General features: G+C 54.2%; 18 protein-coding genes. 6 read left to right on the plus strand and 12 right to left on the minus strand.

Going from position 1 to position 18644, the window contains the following annotated elements:
- The first annotated feature begins 94 nt into the window (after nt 1-94).
- Entirely contained in the window at nt 95-376 is a 282-nt protein-coding gene (locus ACX8ZY_RS18330) for a YjcB family protein (protein WP_010252166.1), read from the plus strand.
- A gap of 54 nt (nt 377-430) precedes the next feature.
- On the opposite strand, the gene ACX8ZY_RS18335 is transcribed toward ACX8ZY_RS18330, so the two are convergent.
- Both ACX8ZY_RS18335 and ACX8ZY_RS18340 read right to left on the minus strand, forming a co-directional pair.
- The gene (locus tag ACX8ZY_RS18335) at nt 431-1381 is read right to left on the minus strand and encodes an ATP-grasp fold amidoligase family protein (RefSeq protein ID WP_010252168.1); all 951 of its coding nucleotides are present in this window, start codon (nt 1379-1381) and stop codon (nt 431-433) included.
- 8 nt (nt 1382-1389) lie between these two features.
- Complete coding sequence (locus ACX8ZY_RS18340) at nt 1390-2646, minus strand: oligosaccharide flippase family protein (protein WP_010252170.1); 1257 nt, start codon at nt 2644-2646, stop codon at nt 1390-1392.
- Between the two features lie 525 nt (nt 2647-3171).
- Here ACX8ZY_RS18340 and ACX8ZY_RS18345 point away from each other — a divergent pair.
- Complete coding sequence (locus ACX8ZY_RS18345) at nt 3172-3567, plus strand: transposase (RefSeq protein WP_003855733.1); 396 nt, start codon at nt 3172-3174, stop codon at nt 3565-3567.
- Nucleotides 3568-4491: 924 nt separating this feature from the next.
- Here ACX8ZY_RS18345 and ACX8ZY_RS18350 read toward each other — a convergent pair.
- Both ACX8ZY_RS18350 and ACX8ZY_RS18355 read right to left on the minus strand, forming a co-directional pair.
- Entirely contained in the window at nt 4492-5451 is a 960-nt protein-coding gene (locus ACX8ZY_RS18350) for a DMT family transporter (protein ID WP_033759535.1), read from the minus strand.
- A 77-nt stretch (nt 5452-5528) separates the two neighbouring features.
- A complete protein-coding gene (locus tag ACX8ZY_RS18355; RefSeq protein WP_033770840.1) occupies nt 5529-6356 on the minus strand; it encodes an AraC family transcriptional regulator in 828 nt (275 codons plus the stop codon).
- A gap of 120 nt (nt 6357-6476) precedes the next feature.
- Here ACX8ZY_RS18355 and ACX8ZY_RS18360 point away from each other — a divergent pair, with 120 nt between their 5' ends.
- On the plus strand, nt 6477-6998 hold the full coding sequence (locus ACX8ZY_RS18360; RefSeq protein ID WP_033759724.1) for an isochorismatase family protein: 522 nt from the start codon (nt 6477-6479) through the stop codon (nt 6996-6998).
- Between the two features lie 71 nt (nt 6999-7069).
- Here ACX8ZY_RS18360 and ssb1 read toward each other — a convergent pair whose 3' ends face one another.
- Entirely contained in the window at nt 7070-7633 is a 564-nt protein-coding gene (gene ssb1, locus ACX8ZY_RS18365) for a single-stranded DNA-binding protein SSB1 (RefSeq protein WP_010252180.1), read from the minus strand.
- A 224-nt stretch (nt 7634-7857) separates the two neighbouring features.
- Between ssb1 and uvrA the strand changes: the two genes are divergently transcribed.
- Together uvrA and ACX8ZY_RS18375 are read left to right on the plus strand one after the other, a co-directional pair.
- Nucleotides 7858-10686 (plus strand): excinuclease ABC subunit UvrA, encoded by a 2829-nt coding sequence (uvrA, locus tag ACX8ZY_RS18370; protein WP_010252182.1) that lies wholly within the window; start codon nt 7858-7860, stop codon nt 10684-10686.
- A 233-nt stretch (nt 10687-10919) separates the two neighbouring features.
- Complete coding sequence (locus ACX8ZY_RS18375) at nt 10920-11984, plus strand: NAD(P)-dependent alcohol dehydrogenase (protein ID WP_010252184.1); 1065 nt, start codon at nt 10920-10922, stop codon at nt 11982-11984.
- A 52-nt stretch (nt 11985-12036) separates the two neighbouring features.
- On the opposite strand, the gene ACX8ZY_RS18380 is transcribed toward ACX8ZY_RS18375, so the two are convergent.
- The 6 genes from ACX8ZY_RS18380 to dnaB form a co-directional block, all read right to left on the minus strand.
- Nucleotides 12037-12360 carry an MmcQ/YjbR family DNA-binding protein gene (locus ACX8ZY_RS18380; RefSeq protein ID WP_010252186.1) on the minus strand — a complete coding sequence of 108 codons (324 nt, stop codon included), beginning with the start codon at nt 12358-12360 and terminating at the stop codon, nt 12037-12039.
- Entirely contained in the window at nt 12360-12779 is a 420-nt protein-coding gene (locus ACX8ZY_RS18385) for a secondary thiamine-phosphate synthase enzyme YjbQ (RefSeq protein ID WP_031591785.1), read from the minus strand. Before ACX8ZY_RS18385 ends, ACX8ZY_RS18380 begins: the two co-directional genes overlap by 1 nt.
- A gap of 123 nt (nt 12780-12902) precedes the next feature.
- Nucleotides 12903-14096 carry an amino acid aminotransferase gene (locus ACX8ZY_RS18390; RefSeq protein WP_158132190.1) on the minus strand — a complete coding sequence of 398 codons (1194 nt, stop codon included), beginning with the start codon at nt 14094-14096 and terminating at the stop codon, nt 12903-12905.
- 40 nt (nt 14097-14136) lie between these two features.
- Nucleotides 14137-14751, minus strand: coding sequence for a YitT family protein (locus tag ACX8ZY_RS18395; RefSeq protein ID WP_010672216.1), 615 nt, complete (start codon nt 14749-14751; stop codon nt 14137-14139).
- Nucleotides 14752-14991: 240 nt separating this feature from the next.
- Nucleotides 14992-15471 carry an Lrp/AsnC family transcriptional regulator gene (locus ACX8ZY_RS18400; protein WP_010252196.1) on the minus strand — a complete coding sequence of 160 codons (480 nt, stop codon included), beginning with the start codon at nt 15469-15471 and terminating at the stop codon, nt 14992-14994.
- A 129-nt stretch (nt 15472-15600) separates the two neighbouring features.
- Nucleotides 15601-17007, minus strand: a complete 1407-nt coding sequence (gene dnaB / locus ACX8ZY_RS18405) for a replicative DNA helicase (protein WP_010252197.1) — start codon at nt 17005-17007, stop codon at nt 15601-15603.
- Nucleotides 17008-17103: 96 nt separating this feature from the next.
- On the opposite strand from dnaB, the gene ACX8ZY_RS18410 reads away from it, so the two are divergent.
- The gene (locus ACX8ZY_RS18410) at nt 17104-18087 is read left to right on the plus strand and encodes a quinone oxidoreductase (protein ID WP_010252198.1); all 984 of its coding nucleotides are present in this window, start codon (nt 17104-17106) and stop codon (nt 18085-18087) included.
- A 210-nt stretch (nt 18088-18297) separates the two neighbouring features.
- On the opposite strand, the gene pspG is transcribed toward ACX8ZY_RS18410, so the two are convergent.
- Nucleotides 18298-18564, minus strand: coding sequence for an envelope stress response protein PspG (gene pspG, locus ACX8ZY_RS18415; protein WP_010252199.1), 267 nt, complete (start codon nt 18562-18564; stop codon nt 18298-18300).
- Nucleotides 18565-18644: the final 80 nt, after the last annotated feature.

Here is an 18644-nt window from a genome sequence, read left to right on the forward strand (position 1 = left end):
GTTGACGGCGAAAAAGCACCCCCTGACACACTTTTCCGCCGCCGGTGATGTCCGCAGATTGTCAGGAATACTTACTGATATTGAGGTCCGGCCGATGGCTACGTTAACCGCCAGTTTACTTGTTATGCGTTGGGAATTGCTGAGCGCAATCATGATGTTTTTTGCCAGCACCCTGAAAACCAAACTTCGTCAGGATAGCCGTCACGTGATGGCATTTATGTGTGGCGGGATTGGTTTAGGCATGACCTGCTGGTTTGTTACCGGTCTGATGGGCATTACCCTGAGCATGGATAACGTGCATAACTTTCTGGAAATCTCAAAGCATGCCTTTATCGATGTGATGAGCCAGGCGCCTGCTGACTGGCCGATGCCCTGATTTTTGCGCATAAAAAACCCCGCTTAGCGGGGTTTTTTATATTGCTGTGTGTGCTTAAATTTTCTTCAACATGGCAGGAATATTAACATCCTGCACTGTAACGCCCGGGCTCTGCGTTCCGCGGCGGTCCTGAATCCACATATCTCCCATCATCTGATTTAAACCACGATCTAATCCGGTGACCAGTCCTGCACCTGGGGTGAAGGTCAGTTCGCCAAAGTAGATGCGCTCGTCATGGATATACCAGTCCACACGCACGTAGTCGAAATCACTGGCCAGCTTCTTGCTCAGTTCGAGCGCATGTTCCAGTGACGGCATAATCGGTGAGACATCCAGACCGGTATCGCGAATCTTGTGATAGGCCTCATTGAGGTTATTCACGTAGAAATTCATCGACAGCAGCGGCTGGCAGCGGTTGTAGATCACCTGCAGCACATATTCGAACTTGCCATCACGCTTGTTGAACATATGAAACTTGTAATCAATCGGCGCGCTTTTGCCATCACCAATGTACTTCTCAACCAGGATACGTGGCTTGATGTAGCGATAGTGAATCTCACGCGCTTCGTTGGCGAAGTCGGTCTTCAGCCAGCGATAGCAGTCATGAATGATCTGCTGCTTGCGCAGTGCGTCTGGCTCCTCCAGCAGAATCTCTACCATGTTGGAGGCGTGGTTCGGCTTGATCACCGTCCCCTTCCAGCAGGGTAAGCTGTTCAGCGTGGTCGGGTCAGTCGTTTCGTGTACCAGCGGGATCAGGTATTCATTACCGATTTTTTCAGCAATGAATTCGCGCACCGAGTACTTATCTGACAGACGACCATAGCTTTGGTAATCGCCGAAGATAAACTTACGGTACAACACCTTCTCGTTGAACACTTTTGGCTGACGCAGATTGGGCAGCTTTCTGAACTTATGGAAGTAGTAGATGCGGTCCTGATAAGCCCAGGGCATCTTCTTAATAAAATACTGCACACTTCTTCTGAGTTCTTCTTTCAACTTGAGCATATCTGACCTCATTTGTATGTTTTGTAGTTGAGTGAGGAAACCTGAATCTTTTGAATGACGCCGTTTTTAAAGAAGTAATTCATTACGGTCAGGGACAAAAGTTCTGAAAGGAAAACGCTCCACGCGGCCCCCATGATGCCGTGACCCTGGATCAACCACCAGGAGAGCGGCAAACTGATGACCATCAGGCAGATGATTTTCCTCAGCAAGTAGTTAAATCCTCCCTCTTTGACCATGTAGCGATACGCTACGGTCCCCATTGCCGAAAAGCTGGTCGCTATCGACAGCAACGTAATGAGACTTCCTGACTGTGTGAATTCCGGGCCGTACAACGCAATGATGATCCGCTCGCCATAAAGCGAAATGATCAGCAGCATCAGCAATGAAACCGCCATAACATAGCCATTGAGCCGCGCAGCCAGCTTAATGGCGACCTCGCCGCGCTCCCTGAAGATTTCAGTGAAGCAGGAGGTGATGAGCGCCACCGGGATAAAAATCCATGAGGCGGAAATGGTATTCGCCGCCGCAAACAGCCCGAGGTCGCGCGCGGGTGCCGTGCCTGCCAGGAACATCTGCGCCGCTTTTACCTGCACAGAGATAAAGATGCTGGAGATCGCCAGCGGCAGACCGGCATACATCAGATAACGCAGATAGGCCGTGCGCTTTTCGCGTGGTGGCATCTGATCCTGATGGTCCTGATAGAAGTTGTGACGCTTAATCAGATAAGGCACCAGAGTCACTGCGACAATCGACAGCGTCAGCCAGAGCGGATTAAGACGCAGCCAGGCGACGGTGAAGCTGATGCCGAAACTCAGCAGCATGCCCACGGCGTTGGCGATGGTGTTAAGACGCGAGGCAAGACGCGCGTTGTTATAAACGCTGAAGGTGTCCTGGGTGACAAAAACCGAGGCAACAAATGAGGCCAGTGCAAACGCCAGGAAATTTTCCTGCATGTTGTACCAGACCCAGATTAAGACTGGCACCGAAGTGACCAGCAACAGCACCATTCTCATCGTGCGGGCGATGGTCATCAGGCGCAGGCCTTTTGACGCATTTTTGCTGACGCGTTTAAACAGAATGGTTTCGGTGCCAAAGATTGCAACGGTTTGCACCATCGCAAATAGTGAAGTAGAAAACGCCATCTGGCCAAACACCGTTGGGCCAAAGGATTTCGCCACGTAAGACGTCACAAAAATGACGCCAAAAACGGAGATGATCTTCTCAGACATCATCCAGGCGGCATTAGACATTACGCTCAATTTCATCGACTCTTCCTTAGTATTACTCAACTACAACCGCTTCGGTACAACATCCCTGTAACGAATTAATAAGCGCTCAGTGGGCCTGGCGAAAATGTAAGACTTCAGACCAAGCTGGTCCGAAAATTGAGATGTAAATCATGATCCGGAGTGTTAATTCAGGATAATTCTTATTATAAATGGCGCGAATCACTTCAGATGGAAACGATTTCAGGCTGAAAATAAAACAACCTTTTAGAGCCCTTCCCGCCATATTAATCAAGTCGGTCAGGCTAAATATCCAATGTACGTAGAATTTTTTCGTATTTTGGATGCGATGAATTTATAACAAAAATCCCCCTCCAGGAAGGCACGCCCACCGGATAAGAATAAAATAAGATTTATCCCATGATGATATTTATTCTAAATATCTTAATTTAGGCTTCGCAATTCAATTCGCGCACTTTAATACTGCCTTAATAGAATCTTACAGTGCCAGAAATTATTAAAGTCATTCTCATCCATTAATCGATAAGAAAGGTAAGAGCATTTATGAGAAAGTCACGATACAGCGAAGATCAAATCACAAATGCCATTAAAGCTTCTGAATCGGGCGTGAAAGTCAGAGAGATTTGTGAAGAGTTAGGCATCTCTGAAGCCACGTTCTACAGCTGGAAGAAGAAGTTTTCTGGGTTGTCTTCGGAAGAAGGCAGAAAAATCAAAGAGCTGGAAGAAAAACTGCAGAACATCACGCGTGAACTGCAGACGCTCAACTCGGACAAAGAGATGCTGCAGAGTGTTCTGAAGCACTTCTTTACCACTAATGAAAAACGTCAGGCTGTGGATTTCCTGCAGGCCACCTTTGACATTGGCACCCGTCGCAGCTGCCGCTTATTAGATATCAGTCGCAGCGTATACCATTATCCGTCAGGCACGGAGAACCGCTAAACCCCAATGCTACCGCGCTTTTTAGACTTAACGCTGAGATTTGTTCTTACCAGAAGAGATGAAGATCATTTAACAGGACAATTGCGGCACCCTTTTCCGCTCCATTTATAACTAATGAATGGCTTCACGGCTAAGCTTCTTTTTTTGCGGTAAAATTGATTCACAACAGCAAACGTCTCGCATTCTACGGCTACTCTTCCCTTCCCAATCTCGTTTACGCGGGATTGGGCCCTCCCTTTCTTACGTAAGCCCAGCTAATCGTCGGAACTAAATCGTCTCAATATCATTAAGCCAATTTAAACATCGCGCAAAAAACAATCACCGTATATTTGAGTTAATGCTGGACCTGACTCAAATTTTTGCGGCTGCGTTTAATTCCGGGGAATGGGTTAATGGCATATACTTTCTCCAGGATTAATCCAGGATAAATAGTTTATTGCTCCTTATCACTAACGTTATGTGTCTATCTTTTCGCTCTCTTCATTGCGCATCATTGATGCCAGAGATTAATCTTTAATTATTAACGCAGCGGCGGAGTTTTCTTACTCATTCATCACTGAGTGAAGTTAATAGTGGTTTTCAGCCTCCCTTTCTCAGGACCATACCGCAATAAAAAGCCGCTGATAAAAGCATAACGTCCATAATGCTGCGCGATTTTTCCTGATTAATGACCGATATCTGAACAGTTCCTCCCTGGCAACGCTAAACATGGCTATGTTCAGGAGACCATCAGTCCCGTTTTTTCACTGACAAACAGGGGATGAAAGAGGCTTTCGGGGGTAAAGGCACGATTACGCAGAGGCATGAAATCGATTTCGCGGCACAAATCTGCCGGAGAGCGAGCAAATCGGGGTAGGGTTTAATCTTAAAAAGCCGCGCGGCGTGTTATCCGCGCGGCAGAGGTCTTTTGGCGATCTTCGCGGTTTACTCTTTAATCGCGACGACGAGAGGCTGCGGTTTGATGCGCATTGCCCACAGGACACCAGCCATCAGACAAATAATCCCCGTCACGGTGAGCAGGGGTGGCCAGCTTTGATACCAGAGAAAAGTCCACAACAGGCCGAAAAGGATCTCAAAAACAATCAGTGGCCCCATCAGTACGGTGGGCAGACGCTGGCTGGCAGCGTTCCAGCATAAGGTCCCCAGCCAGGAACAGAGCAGACCAATCGCCAGCATCAGGGAGATAAACACCGCAGGACGCGGCCCAAACGGCAGCGAAAAAGCCGGCTGTTGCCAGGCGAGCTGCGAGCTGACCAGCGCGTACATGATTAGTGCCATCGGCAGCGTCACGACCCCCTGCGCTGTTGCCCAGGTCGAGGGCCGCAGTTCGGGATGGGTACGCAGCCAGCGGGCATTGCGCAGCGGATACCAGGTCCAGCAGACCACAGCCAGCAGCGCCAGCGCGATACCGGTCAGATAACGGCTGAGATCAAGAGTGTGGCCCTGACTCTGTAGCTCCGCCGCATTCACGCAGAGTAATCCGGCCGCCATCATGACCAGTGCCGGAAACAGCCGCCGCCACGGCAGGCGTCCTTCAAGATGGCCGTAACAGAGATTGGCCGTCACAGCGATCACCACCGGCAGCGTGCCGATAATCATGGTGGAGACCGGCCCGCCAGTGCGCTGAATGGCGTTCGCCAGAAACGCATAGTAGAAGAGGTTTCCCACCAGCGAGAGCTTTACCGCTTCACGCCAGTCAGCCCGGGCCAGCTTGCGCAGGCGATGACGACCGTGCCAGGCCAGCGGCAGCGCAATCAGCCCAAACGCCACATAACGTCCCGCCGATTGCAGCGCGCCAGGATAGTCAGGCACCAGCAGCGGCCCGACAAAGATCAGCCCCCACAGCAGTCCGGCGGTGACGGCAAACATGACACCAGCAAACATAATTTCTTCCTTATATAGCTTTTTCGTTCAGTGTGGCGGGTTCGGGCGGGGAATGCTTGTAGCAGATTGCGGTGGTATCAGGGCTGGCGCACCTGCTTTTGATAGCGGCCCGGCGTGATGCCATAACGGTTTGCAAAGGCGCGGGTCAGATGAGCCTGATCGGTTAATCCCACCGCCGCCGCAACGCTGGCAGCCGCTTCACCCTGTGCCAGCCTTTGCTTGGCGTCGTAAAGCCGGAAAGCCATCAGCATCTGATGCGGCGTAACGTGATAGTGCTGACGAAAGGCGCGTAAGAAGTGCCACGGCGAAAGCGAGGCCAGCGCCGCCAGCTCATCCAGCCGCACCGGTTCTGCGAGGTTTGAGCGCAGAAAATCTCTTACCTGATCAAAACGATGCCGTGCATCCGGTCTGCCCTGTGAGGACATGCGTGCCAGCGGACGAATCTGCAACAGCAGTTCAGCCAGCAGGCTCTGGCGCGCCAGTGGTGATTCCGCCTGCCAGAGTGTCGCCAGCGTGCGGGAGAGCGGCCGCGCCACGCGCGGATCGGTCAACAGCGCCTCGTTGAACCACCAGCCGCGATCGCCGGTCAGTTCATCCATCAGCTGCGGCTGAATGTAGATCATCTGGTAGCGCCAGCCCTCTTCACACGCTGACTCACCGGTATGCAGTTCATCCGGATTCATCATGACCAGCGAGTTCTCCGGCGCAGTATATTCGGTGCCGCGGTAGCGAAAGCGTTGCGCGCCCGCTTCAATGGTGCCGATACCAAAGGCTTCATGGGTATGGGGTTCAAATGCGTAGCGGGAGATGTGGGCCTGATAGAGTTCCACACCGGGCAGTTCGGCGAGTTGCTGAAACCGGGCGCGGTCTTTCTCACAGGGGAAACTCGCCGGAACACCTTCCACTTCTCTCTCCTTATTTAACCAGTCGGTTTAGCATGCCTGTGACAGGGGGGAAAATGCAAAAGATTGCTTTCCACAATGCCTCAGGTAACACTGCTTTTTTCAAACCAGATGGGATTAAGCATGGCACAGCGGGTAGTCGTGGTCATTGATATGCAGAATGGCGTCTTCAGCACGCCACGCTTCGACACAGCGGGAAGGATTGCACAGATTAACCGGCTGACCGAACGCGCCGATATCACAATATTTATCCAGCACCGCGAAGGCGAGATGTGCGAGGGTAATGCGGCTTTCGAGCTGCTGCCAGAAATCGCTCAGCCTGCTGGCGCACACTATGTGACCAAAACTGCCTGCGACAGCTTCTGGCACACCGACCTGGCCACGCTGTTAAAGAGGCTGGCGGTAGAGGAATTTGTGGTGTGCGGTTGTGCCACTGACTACTGCCTGGATACCACAATAAAAGTCGGTGCCAGTGCGGGCTATGCGATTACCGTTGCCGCCGATGCGCACACCACGGCAGATCGCCGCTGGGTCAGCGCCGAAGCACTGATTAACCAGCACAATGATGTGTGGGCCTCACTGCTGATCCCCGGCAACGTGCCACGTGTGCTGAGCACGGAGGCGATTCTGGCGGAATGGTCGTAGCTGGCCGCCAGACGCCGCGCATAAAAAAAGCCCGCAAAGCGGGCTTTTTTTGTACTCTCTGGCCAACGGAATCAGAACGGAATATCGTCGTCGAAATCCATTGGTGGTTCGTTGTTGTTGCTGGCCGGCGCGCTCTGTGGCTGCGGCTGCGGACGGGACTGCGCGCCGCCACTGAACTGGTTATTGTTGCCCTGCGGCTGCTGCGGCTGACCCCAGCCATTGTTGTTGCCACCGCCCTGCGCGCCACCACCGGCTGGAGCGCCTGCACCGGCATTACCGCCCTGCTGACGGCCACCCAGCATCTGCATGGTACCACCAACGTTAACCACGACTTCGGTGGTGTAACGCTCCTGGCCACCCTGATCCTGCCATTTACGGGTGCGCAGCTGGCCTTCGATATAGACCTGCGACCCTTTTTTCAGGTATTCACCCGCGACTTCAGCCAGTTTGCCAAACAGCACCACACGGTGCCACTCAGTGATCTCTTTGTTTTCACCGGTCTGCTTGTCGCGCCAGCTTTCCGACGTAGCCAGCGTAATGTTGGCAACAGCGCCACCATTTGGCATATAACGTACTTCCGGATCCTGACCCAGATTCCCGACAAGAATCACTTTGTTAACGCCACGACTGGCCATGTTGCTGTCTCCCGATGAGTTAATGCATACATTCTAATCTATCAATTCTAACACGTCCTGCGGTCTGTTTCCCACTTTCGAGCGGGGTTCCAGTTTTAATCCGCTGCGCGCCGGAGGCTGAGAGTACTGGATATTTATTCAGTCTATTTTTTGTGCCATAATGACACGTTTATTCTGGCCGTGTCGGCAAGGCGCGGTGAGTGCTGCTAATCCGGGAAAGGTGAATGGATAAGATCGAAGTTCGTGGTGCCCGCACCCATAATTTGAAAAACATCAACCTGACCATCCCACGCGACAAACTCATTGTGGTAACCGGCCTGTCAGGTTCCGGTAAATCCTCACTGGCGTTTGATACGCTGTATGCGGAAGGTCAGCGCCGCTATGTGGAGTCGCTCTCTGCGTATGCGCGCCAGTTTCTTTCGTTAATGGAGAAGCCGGACGTCGATCATATCGAAGGTTTGTCGCCCGCCATTTCCATTGAACAGAAATCCACCTCGCACAACCCACGCTCGACCGTGGGAACCATCACCGAGATCCATGATTACCTGCGTCTGCTGTTTGCCCGCGTTGGCGAACCGCGCTGCCCGGATCATGATGTGCCGCTGGCGGCGCAGACCGTCAGCCAGATGGTCGATCAGGTGCTCTCCCAGCCGGAAGGCCGTCGCCTGATGCTGCTGGCGCCGGTGGTGAAAGATCGTAAGGGTGAGCACACCAAAACGCTGGAGAATCTGGCGACCCAGGGCTATATCCGTGCGCGTATTGATGGCGAAGTGTGTGACCTCTCCGATCCGCCAAAACTCGAGCTGCAGAAGAAGCACACCATTGAAGTGGTGATTGACCGCTTTAAAGTACGTGAAGATCTCGCAACCCGCCTGGCGGAATCGTTTGAGACCACGCTGGAGCTCTCCGGCGGGACGGCCATCGTGGCGGACATGGATGACAGCGCCGCAGAAGAGCTGCTCTTCTCGGCTAACTTCGCCTGCCCGATCTGTGGTTACAGCATGAGCGAGCTGGAGCCGCGCCTGTTCTCGTTTAACAATCCGGCGGGCGCCTGTCCGACCTGTGACGGCCTTGGCGTACAGCAATATTTTGATCCTGACCGCGTGGTGCAGAATCCTGAACTCTCGCTGGCGGGCGGTGCAATCCGCGGCTGGGATCGCCGCAATTTCTACTACTTCCAGATGCTGCGTTCGCTGGCGGAACACCTCGATTTTGATATCGAAGCGTCGTTCGGCAGCCTGCCAGAAAACGTACAGAAAGTGATTCTGTACGGATCAGGCAAAGAGAGCATCGAATTTAAGTACATCAACGATCGCGGCGACACCTCGGTGCGCCGTCATCCGTTTGAAGGGGTGCTCAATAACATGGAGCGCCGCTACAAAGAGACCGAGTCCTCAGCGGTACGCGAAGAGCTGGCGAAATTTATCAGCAACCGCGCCTGTGCCAGCTGTGAAGGAACCCGTCTGCGTCGTGAAGCGCGTCATGTCTTCGTGGAGAACACCACGCTGCCGACCATCTCTGAGATGAGCATCGGCCATGCGATGTCCTTCTTTGAAAACATGAAACTCAGCGGCCAGCGTGCGCAGATCGCCGAGAAAATTTTGAAAGAGATTGGCGATCGCCTGAGCTTCCTGGTCAACGTCGGCCTGAACTATCTTTCGATGTCGCGTTCCGCCGAGACCCTGTCCGGTGGTGAAGCACAGCGTATCCGTCTGGCCAGCCAGATCGGTGCCGGTCTGGTCGGCGTTATGTATGTGCTGGATGAGCCTTCAATCGGCCTGCACCAGCGCGACAACGAACGCCTGCTCGGCACCCTGATTCATCTGCGCGACCTCGGTAACACGGTGATCGTGGTTGAGCATGATGAAGATGCGATTCGTGCCGCTGACCATGTGATCGATATCGGTCCGGGTGCGGGCGTACATGGCGGCCAGGTGGTGGCTGAAGGCACGGTTGATCAGATCATGGCGCAGGAAGCGTCACTGACCGGCCAGTTCCTGAGCGGCAAGCGTGGCATTGCAGTGCCAGAGGAGCGCGTCAAAGGCGACCCGGCCAAAGTCCTGAAGATTACTGGCGCACGCGGCAACAACCTCAAGGATGTCACGCTGACGCTGCCGGTCGGGCTGTTCACCTGTATTACCGGTGTTTCCGGCTCGGGTAAATCGACCCTGATCAACGATACGCTCTTCCCGATTGCCCAGCGGGCGCTGAACGGCGCGACCATCGCCGAACCGGCACCTTACCGTGACGTGGCGGGACTGGAGCACTTCGACAAAGTGATCGACATCGACCAGAGTCCGATTGGTCGTACACCGCGCTCCAACCCGGCCACCTACACCGGCATCTTCACCCCAGTGCGTGAACTCTTTGCGGGCGTGCCGGAAGCGCGTTCGCGCGGCTACAATCCGGGCCGCTTCAGCTTTAACGTGCGTGGCGGACGCTGTGAAGCCTGTCAGGGCGATGGCGTGCTGAAAGTCGAAATGCACTTCCTGCCGGACATTTATGTGCCGTGCGATCAGTGCAAAGGCAAACGCTATAACCGTGAAACGCTGGAAGTGAAGTACAAAGGCAAGAGCATTCACGAAGTGCTGGAGATGACCATCGAAGAGGCACGTGAGTTCTTCGATGCGGTGCCGGCGCTGGCGCGTAAGTTGCAGACGCTGATCGATGTGGGTCTCACCTACATCCGCCTCGGTCAGTCCGCCACCACCCTTTCCGGCGGTGAAGCCCAGCGCGTGAAGCTGGCGCGTGAGCTGTCAAAGCGTGGCACCGGTCAGACGCTCTACATTCTGGATGAACCGACTACCGGCCTGCACTTTGCCGATATCCAGCAGCTGCTGGAAGTGCTGCATAAGCTGCGCGATCAGGGCAACACCATCGTGGTGATTGAGCACAACCTGGATGTGGTCAAAACTGCAGACTGGATTGTCGACCTGGGTCCGGAAGGCGGTAGCGGCGGCGGTGAAATCCTGGTAGCTGGTACGCCAGAAACCGTGGCGGAATGTGAGAAATCACATACCGCGCGCTTCCTGAAGCCACTGTTACAGAAGTAATTCTGTCAGGCCCGCCGCGTGCGGGCCTTTTACTCTCCCCTGTCGATTCAGCCAGAAAATTGCAGAATCAGGCAAGATTCAGACATGTATAGGCATATACGCTTTTCCCCACGCTGACTATCCTTAAGCGGTTCCTCTTTGGCACGCCCCTGGCGTCGCCCTGTTTTCGCAGCACATCAACGCTGCTGCACTTCATCGAATAACACTCACGACACATCGAAACTGGAGACACCATGAATATTACGCATGCGTATGCTGCTCAGGATGCAAAATCCAAACTGGCACCGTTCGATTTTAAGCCGCGTGAGCTGCGCGCCCATGACGTTCAGCTTGAGGTGCTGTTCTGTGGCGTCTGCCACTCAGACCTGCATCAGGCCCGTAATGAGTGGAAAAACACCATTTTCCCCGTGGTTCCGGGTCATGAAATTGTCGGTCGCGTCACGGCCGTTGGCCCGCAGACGCAGAAATACAAAGTCGGCGATCTGGTCGGCGTAGGCTGCATGGTCGATTCGTGCCGCAGCTGTCCGAGCTGTCAGCAGGGTCTGGAGCAGTATTGTGAAAACGGCTTTGTTGGCACCTATAACGGTGAAGATCGTGAAACCGGCGCCATTACCTACGGTGGTTACTCAACGTCGATGGTGGTTGATGAGAGCTTTGTGCTGCGCATTCCCGAGAACCTGGAGCTGGCGGGCGTGGCACCGCTGCTGTGTGCCGGTATCACCACTTACTCGCCGCTGCGCCACTGGAATGTCGGCCCGGGCAAGAAAGTGGGTATCGTAGGCTTAGGCGGCCTGGGCCATATGGGCGTGAAAATTGCCCATGCCATGGGCGCACATGTGGTGCTGTTCACCACCTCGCCTTCCAAAATTGAAGATGGCAAACGTCTGGGTGCCGATGAAGTCGTGATCTCCAAAGATGCGGAGCAGATGGCGCAGCACGCCAACAGCTTCGACTTCATTCTGAACACTGTTGCGGCTCAGCACGATCTCAACCCCTTCATCACCCTGCTGAAGCTGGATGGCAACATGACGCTGGTGGGTGCACCGGAGCACGATCACCCGGCACCGCAGGTATTTAACCTGATCTTCAAGCGTCGCAGCATCGCCGGTTCACTGATTGGCGGCATCGCAGAGACCCAGGAGATGCTCGATTTCTGTGGTGAGCACGGCATTACGTCAGACATTGAACTGATCGCGATGGACCAGATCAATGAAGCCTATGAGCGCATGCTGAAAAGCGATGTGAAATACCGCTTCGTTATCGACATTAATACCCTGCGCGAACAGCCTGCCGCGTAACACGTTGCCTCTGAAACCCTCTTGCTCAGGTAAGAGGGTTTTTTATTGCCATTTAGCGGGCCGTTGCAACCTGCTGGAATGAGGCATCGACCAGATAGTAGATCTGCGAATCTTTCAGCGAACCGTCCAGGAACAGCGTGCTCCAGTGTGACTTGTTAAGATGCTCGCTGGGAATAATATCGCTATGCTCTTCGCGCAGTAATTCGGCCAGCGCAGGCGTCGATTTCAGCGAGACCGCTGGCCGCCCTTTCGCCTCATGTACCATCGCAAACAGCACGCCGTTGCTTTTAATCTGCGTGGCTTTCCAGTCACTGTGGACGCTCTGCTCCGCGCCCGGCTTACTCATGCAATAGGTCAGTAAGTCTGAGTTATTCATTACGATTCCCCTTGTAAAGTGGCGACAATCCGCCTGGCACCGCCCTCAATGCGATGCTCGCCCAGCCAGATACCCTGCCAGGTGCCCAGCACCAGACGTCCCCGCTGAACCGGTAATAACAACGAAACCCCTAAGGTCGACGATTTGATGTGCGCCGGCATATCATCCCGCCCTTCGTAGTCGTGCTGATAAGGCGCATTCTCCGGCACGTGCCGCATGAAATGCTGCTCCATGTCGCTGCGCACCGTCGGGTCGCAATTCTCATTTAAGGTTAACGACGCCGAAGTGTGCTGCAACAGCAGATGCAGCAGACCGGTTTTGATATCACGCAGTCCGGAGAGCGAGTTCACGATCTCATCGGTGACCAGATGAAACCCGCGCGGCTTCGCGCTCAGCGTAATAGTTTGTTGATGCCACATAGCTTATTCCTGAAACGGTTACCCCGTTTAAGTGTGCAGCATGTCGCCGAAAGGTAAACCCTGACCCATAAAAAAACCGCCAGAGAGCACCCTGACGGTTTTTTTTACAGCCTGGCGGCAGAGTTACATCACGGCGGCAAACGCTTCAGCCACCTGATGCACATTTTTGCTGTTCAGACCGGCCACACACATGCGGCCGCTGCCCACCAGATAGATGCCAAATTCGTTGCGCAGACGATCGACCTGCTGCGCACTCAGGCCGGTGTAGCTGAACATGCCACGCTGCTTCAGCAGGTAGTCGAAGTTTTTACCTGGCAGTGCAGTGCTCAGCACGTCCACCAGCGACTGACGCATGTCCAGAATGCGTAAGCGCATCGCTTCCACTTCAGCCAGCCAGCTGGCTTTCAACTCGTCATCGTTGAGTACGCGCGCGACAACCTGCGCACCGAAATTCGGCGGGCTGGAGTAGTTGCGGCGAACCGTGGCTTTTAACTGGCCCAGCACACGCGCTGACTCTTCGGCGCTGTCACAGACGATAGAGAGACCGCCCACGCGCTCGCCATAGAGCGAGAAAATTTTGGAAAAGGAGTTGCTCACCAGGGCTGGCAGGCCCGCCGCCGCGACTGCACGCAGCGCATAGGCATCCTGCTGCATGCCGGCACCAAAGCCCTGATAGGCGATATCCAGGAAAGGAATCAGCTGCTGTGCTTTCAGCACCTCAACGGTCTGATCCCACTGCGCATCGCTCAGGTCAGCACCGGTCGGGTTATGACAGCAGGGATGCAGCAGCACGACGCTCTGCGCTGGCAGGGTTTTCAGGGTGCTGATAAAAGCATCAAACCGCACGCCGTGGGTCTCTGCGTCATACCAGGGATAGGTATTTACCTCAAAACCTGCACCATTAAAAATCGCGACGTGGTTCTCCCAGGTCGGATCGCTGACCCAGACCGCAGACTGCGGGAAGTAGCGCTTAAGGAAATCCGCGCCCACTTTCAGCGCGCCAGAACCGCCCAGCGTCTGAATAGAGGCGATACGGCCCGCGTTTAACACCGGATGATCGGCACCAAACAGCAGCGGTGCAATCGCACTACGGTAGCTGTTCAGTCCTTCCATTGGCAGATAGAGCGATGCCTGATGCGGCTCAGCATAGATCTGCTCTTCGGCAGCGGCTACAGCCTTCAGCTGCGGGATGATGCCCTTTTCGTCGTAATAGAGGCCGATACTCAGGTTAACTTTGTGTTCGCGTGGGTCTTGTTTGAAGGCTTCCATCAACGACAGAATCGGATCGCCAGCATAGGCATCAACGTTTTGAAACACGGTGTAGGTCTCCATGATTGGTCCAGAGGGAAGAGGCGGATTAAACCCGATAGCGTCCCGGACGGTGGTTCATTGCAATAATCAGATTCAGGATCACCGCACCCGCAATCGACGCGAGCAGGATGGGGCCACTCACCACAAAGAGTGACGCCAGCACGACGCAGGTATCGACCACCATTTGCAGCTTCCCCGCGCGGATCCCAAAGCGATCCTGTAGCCACAGCGCCAGAATATTGATGCCGCCCAGGCTCGCCTTATGACGAAATAACACTATAAACCCGATTCCCATGATGACGTTACCGAACAGTGTCGCATAGAAGGGGTTAAGGTCAGAAAAGTGGACGAACAGCGGGTGCAGCTGGGTAAACAGCGACACCAGACCGACGGCGCAGAAGGTTTTCAGCGTAAATTCCCAGCCCATGCGTTTTACCGCCAGCCAGTAAAAAGGGATGTTGATCAGGAAAAACGCGCTGCCGAACGAAAGCGGCGACAGGTAGCTGATCAGAAAGGCGATGCCTGCGGTGCTGCCGGTCAGCGCTCCCGCCTGTTTCAGCATAATGACGCCGAACGAGACCATCAGGGTGCCAAGCACCATCGCCAGCGCATCTTCAATGCGCGAATGCGGGACGCGGGAGGGTTCTGCGATGTTATCCATGGGGTTTTCTCAGAGCAAAGGATGCGGTTTCGATGCAAAAAACGCACCATCGCCACAGCACTGAACTGCTGTAAACCGGGTGCCAGCGATATCCCATTGATATCTAAGGCGCTTTAAAAAAGAACTTTGTGCATAAATTCCGGCAGATACCGTCAACCTATGCGTTAAAGTCCGACTCTATGCGCGCTCTTCGCATTAATTGCCGCAAGTGTGCACCAAAAGCGCACAGCGCGCACCTTTTTAGCGCGTCTTCTGCTCAGGCAGCATCATCAGCCCGTTCTCTTTCATGCGTCCCAGCACTACCGAGGTTTTCACATGGGAAACGCTCTGGTGGCCCGCGACTAACTGGCTGATTAACGCACTAAGGGAATTGAGATCGGCCACTGCCACTTTAAGCAGATAGTCCGCATCGCCGGTGGTTTTATAGGCATCCACGATCGCCTGTTCCTGCTCCACCATCCGGTGAAAGCTCTCAACATATTCTGCGGTGTGGTTAATTAAACGCACCTCAATCAATCCCACCATGCCAAGCCCGATGGCATCGGGCGACAGCCGGGCATGATAACCCAGGATCAGATTAGCCTGTTCCAGATTGATACGACGGCGGGAACATTGTGAGGCAGAAAGGCCGACCAGATCGCTGAGTTCCTGATTGGTCAGACGGCCGTTGGATTGTAATAAAGTCAGGATTTTAAGGTCGTAATCGTCTACGTGAGTCATTCCGTTTCCACAGCGTGATGGGCGTCGCTTTGTTACAGATAACCCGATAACCCGAGAGGTTGTCCAACACTATTTTGTGATGATGGGGGCTGTCATGCACAGATCGTGCATGACAGCACAAACCGGGGATTATTCGTCGTCGTATTGCGGGCCAGCGTAGTTGTCGAAGCGTGACCACTGACCGTTAAAGGTCAGGCGTACCGTACCGATCGGGCCGTTACGCTGTTTACCCAGAATGATCTCCGCGATCCCTTTAAGATCGCTGTTTTCGTGGTAAACCTCATCGCGATAGATAAACATGATCAAATCCGCATCCTGCTCGATCGAGCCCGATTCACGCAGATCCGAGTTGACCGGACGTTTATCGGCTCGCTGCTCCAGCGAGCGGTTAAGCTGCGACAGCGCTACAACCGGCACGTTCAGCTCTTTGGCCAGCGCTTTCAGCGAGCGGGAGATCTCAGCAATTTCCAGCGTACGGTTGTCCGACAGCGACGGCACGCGCATCAGCTGCAGATAGTCGATCATGATCATGCTTAATCCACCGTTTTCACGGTAGATACGCCGGGCGCGCGAACGCACTTCGGTGGGCGTCAGGCCGGAAGAGTCATCAATGTACATGTTCTTCTTCTCCAGCAGGATGCCCATGGTGCCGGAAATACGCGCCCAGTCCTCATCATCCAGCTGCCCGGTACGAATGCGGGTCTGATCGACGCGGGAGAGTGACGCCAGCATACGCATCATGATCTGCTCGCTGGGCATCTCCAGACTGAAGATCAGCACTGGTTTTTCCTGCAGCATGGCGGCGTTTTCGCACAGGTTCATCGCAAAGGTGGTTTTACCCATCGAAGGACGTGCTGCGACAATAATCAGATCAGAACCCTGCAGGCCCGCGGTCTTTTTATTCAGATCCTGATAGCCGGTATCGACGCCGGTGACGCCATCGTGCGGTGTCTGATAGAGCGATTCGATACGGGAAACGGTCGATTCCAGAATCTGCTCGATGTTTTTCGGGCCAGCATCCTTATCCGCGCGCGCTTCCGCAATTTTAAAGACGTTCGACTCCGCGAAGTCGAGCAGCTCTTCGCTGTTACGCCCCTGCGGATCATAACCGGCATCGGCAATCTGGTTAGCGACGGCGATCATCTCACGCACCACCGCACGTTCGCGCACGATGTCAGCATAGGCGCCGATGTTCGCCGCGCTCGGGGTGTTTTTCGCCAGTTCCGCCAGATAGGCGAAGCCGCCCGCCATCTCCAGCTCGCCACGGGTTTCCAGCGATTCGGAGAGCGTAATCAGGTCAATAGGTTTGCTGTTTTCCAGCAGCCGCTGCATCTCTGAAAAAATCAGCCGATGCGAGCGGTTGAAAAAATCATTCGCGACGACGCGCTCAGAGACATTGTCCCAGCGCTCGTTATCCAGCATTAACCCACCGAGCACCGACTGCTCCGCTTCCAGCGAATGCGGGGGCATTTTCACGCCTGCGAGCTGGCGATCCTGCGTTTCGTTCGATTTGTTGGTGGGTTTATTTCCTGCCATAGTGAATGCATTACCGATCTTCTGTGGGGACGCGCAAGTATACCTTAGTTGGGGTGCGTGCCTCACCCTCATGATGAAACAATCACAGGAGTCAGAATGGCAAAGCGTATTCAGTTCAGCGCACATGGCGGCCCGGACGTTTTAGAGTGGACAGATTTTGAACCTGCTGACCCGGCCGAACATGAAGTGCAGGTAGAACATCGCGCTATCGGGATTAATTACATCGATACCTATGTTCGCAGCGGGCTTTATCCGGTCGCCGCTTTTCCCTCTGGCCTGGGTACAGAAGCCGCAGGCGTGGTGTCGCGGGTTGGACGTGGCGTGACATTATTTAAGCCCGGCGATCGCGTGGTCTACTGTCTGGCGTCGATGGGAGCCTATAGCGAAGTGCACAACGTGGCGGAAGATCGCCTGATGCATCTCCCGGAGGCGATCAGCTTTGAGCAGGGCGCAGCCAGCTACCTGAAAGGGCTGACCACACAATATCTGCTGCGCCAGACCTATAAAATCAGCGCCGGTGAGACCTTCCTGTTTCATGCCGCAGCGGGCGGCGTCGGGTTAATTGCCTGTCAGTGGGCAAAAGCGCTGGGTGCCCATTTGATTGGCACAGTCGGGTCAGCAGAAAAGGCAGCGATGGCGAAAAAGGCCGGCGCCTGGGCGACGATTAACTACCGCGAAGAGAATATTGCGCAACGCGTCAGCGAACTGACCGACGGGAAAAAAGTGGGCGTAGTTTATGACTCCGTGGGCAAAGATACCTGGGAAGCATCGCTGGACTCATTGCGCCGTCATGGGCTGATGGTCAGTTTTGGCAATGCTTCGGGTCCGGTGACCGGGATAGATCTCGGCATTCTGAATAAGAAAGGCTCGCTGTTTGTGACCCGCCCTTCACTGTTTGGCTATATCACCAACCGCCAGGAGCTGGAAACCGCCAGTGCCGAGCTTTTCTCGCTGCTGGCGAGTGGCGCAATTAAAGTTGATGTGCCGGAGCAGCAGAAGTTTGCGCTGAAAGAGGCCAGCAAAGCGCACCAGATGCTGGAGAGCCGCGCCACGCAGGGGTCCTGTCTCTTAATTCCATAGTAGTGAGCAACAAAAAGGGCCTCCCGCGGGAAGCCCTTCTCTTTTTTTATTTTTTGTTCGCGCTGGTGTAGGGACAGCGGCGATGAATTCGTGTCGAGTCGATGGCACATCGATTTGACGACAGGCATCCTGCCAGAAAACATAAGTAAAAAATATGTTTAATTGCAGATCAGCCCCGACCAATCTATCACACTGTGATCTTCACCGCATTTAGCGCCAGCCTTTGCGGTCTAACCTGTTGATCTTACGCCGCAGCTTGCGACGTGCTCGCTCATCGCTGTCGCCAAAAAAGGCACGATGCAGCCAGACCGCAATCACCGCCAGCACCAGCCACGGCAACACTTTAATAACAATTGCAAACAGTCCACCGACAAACATCACGATGGTTGCGACCACCAGTGCCGCCAGCACGCCTAACAGCGAAACGCCGGTCAGCAACAGCATCAGGAAAAACCCCAATACGAATAAAATTTCCACGTCAGCGCTCCTTTTTGATTCCGATTGTTATAGTTATTACAAAAAACGTGCCAACAGTTAACTCATTGATTTTCTGCTGA

The sequence above is a fragment of the Pantoea sp. XAF26B01_ASV70 genome, from assembly GCF_054512635.1.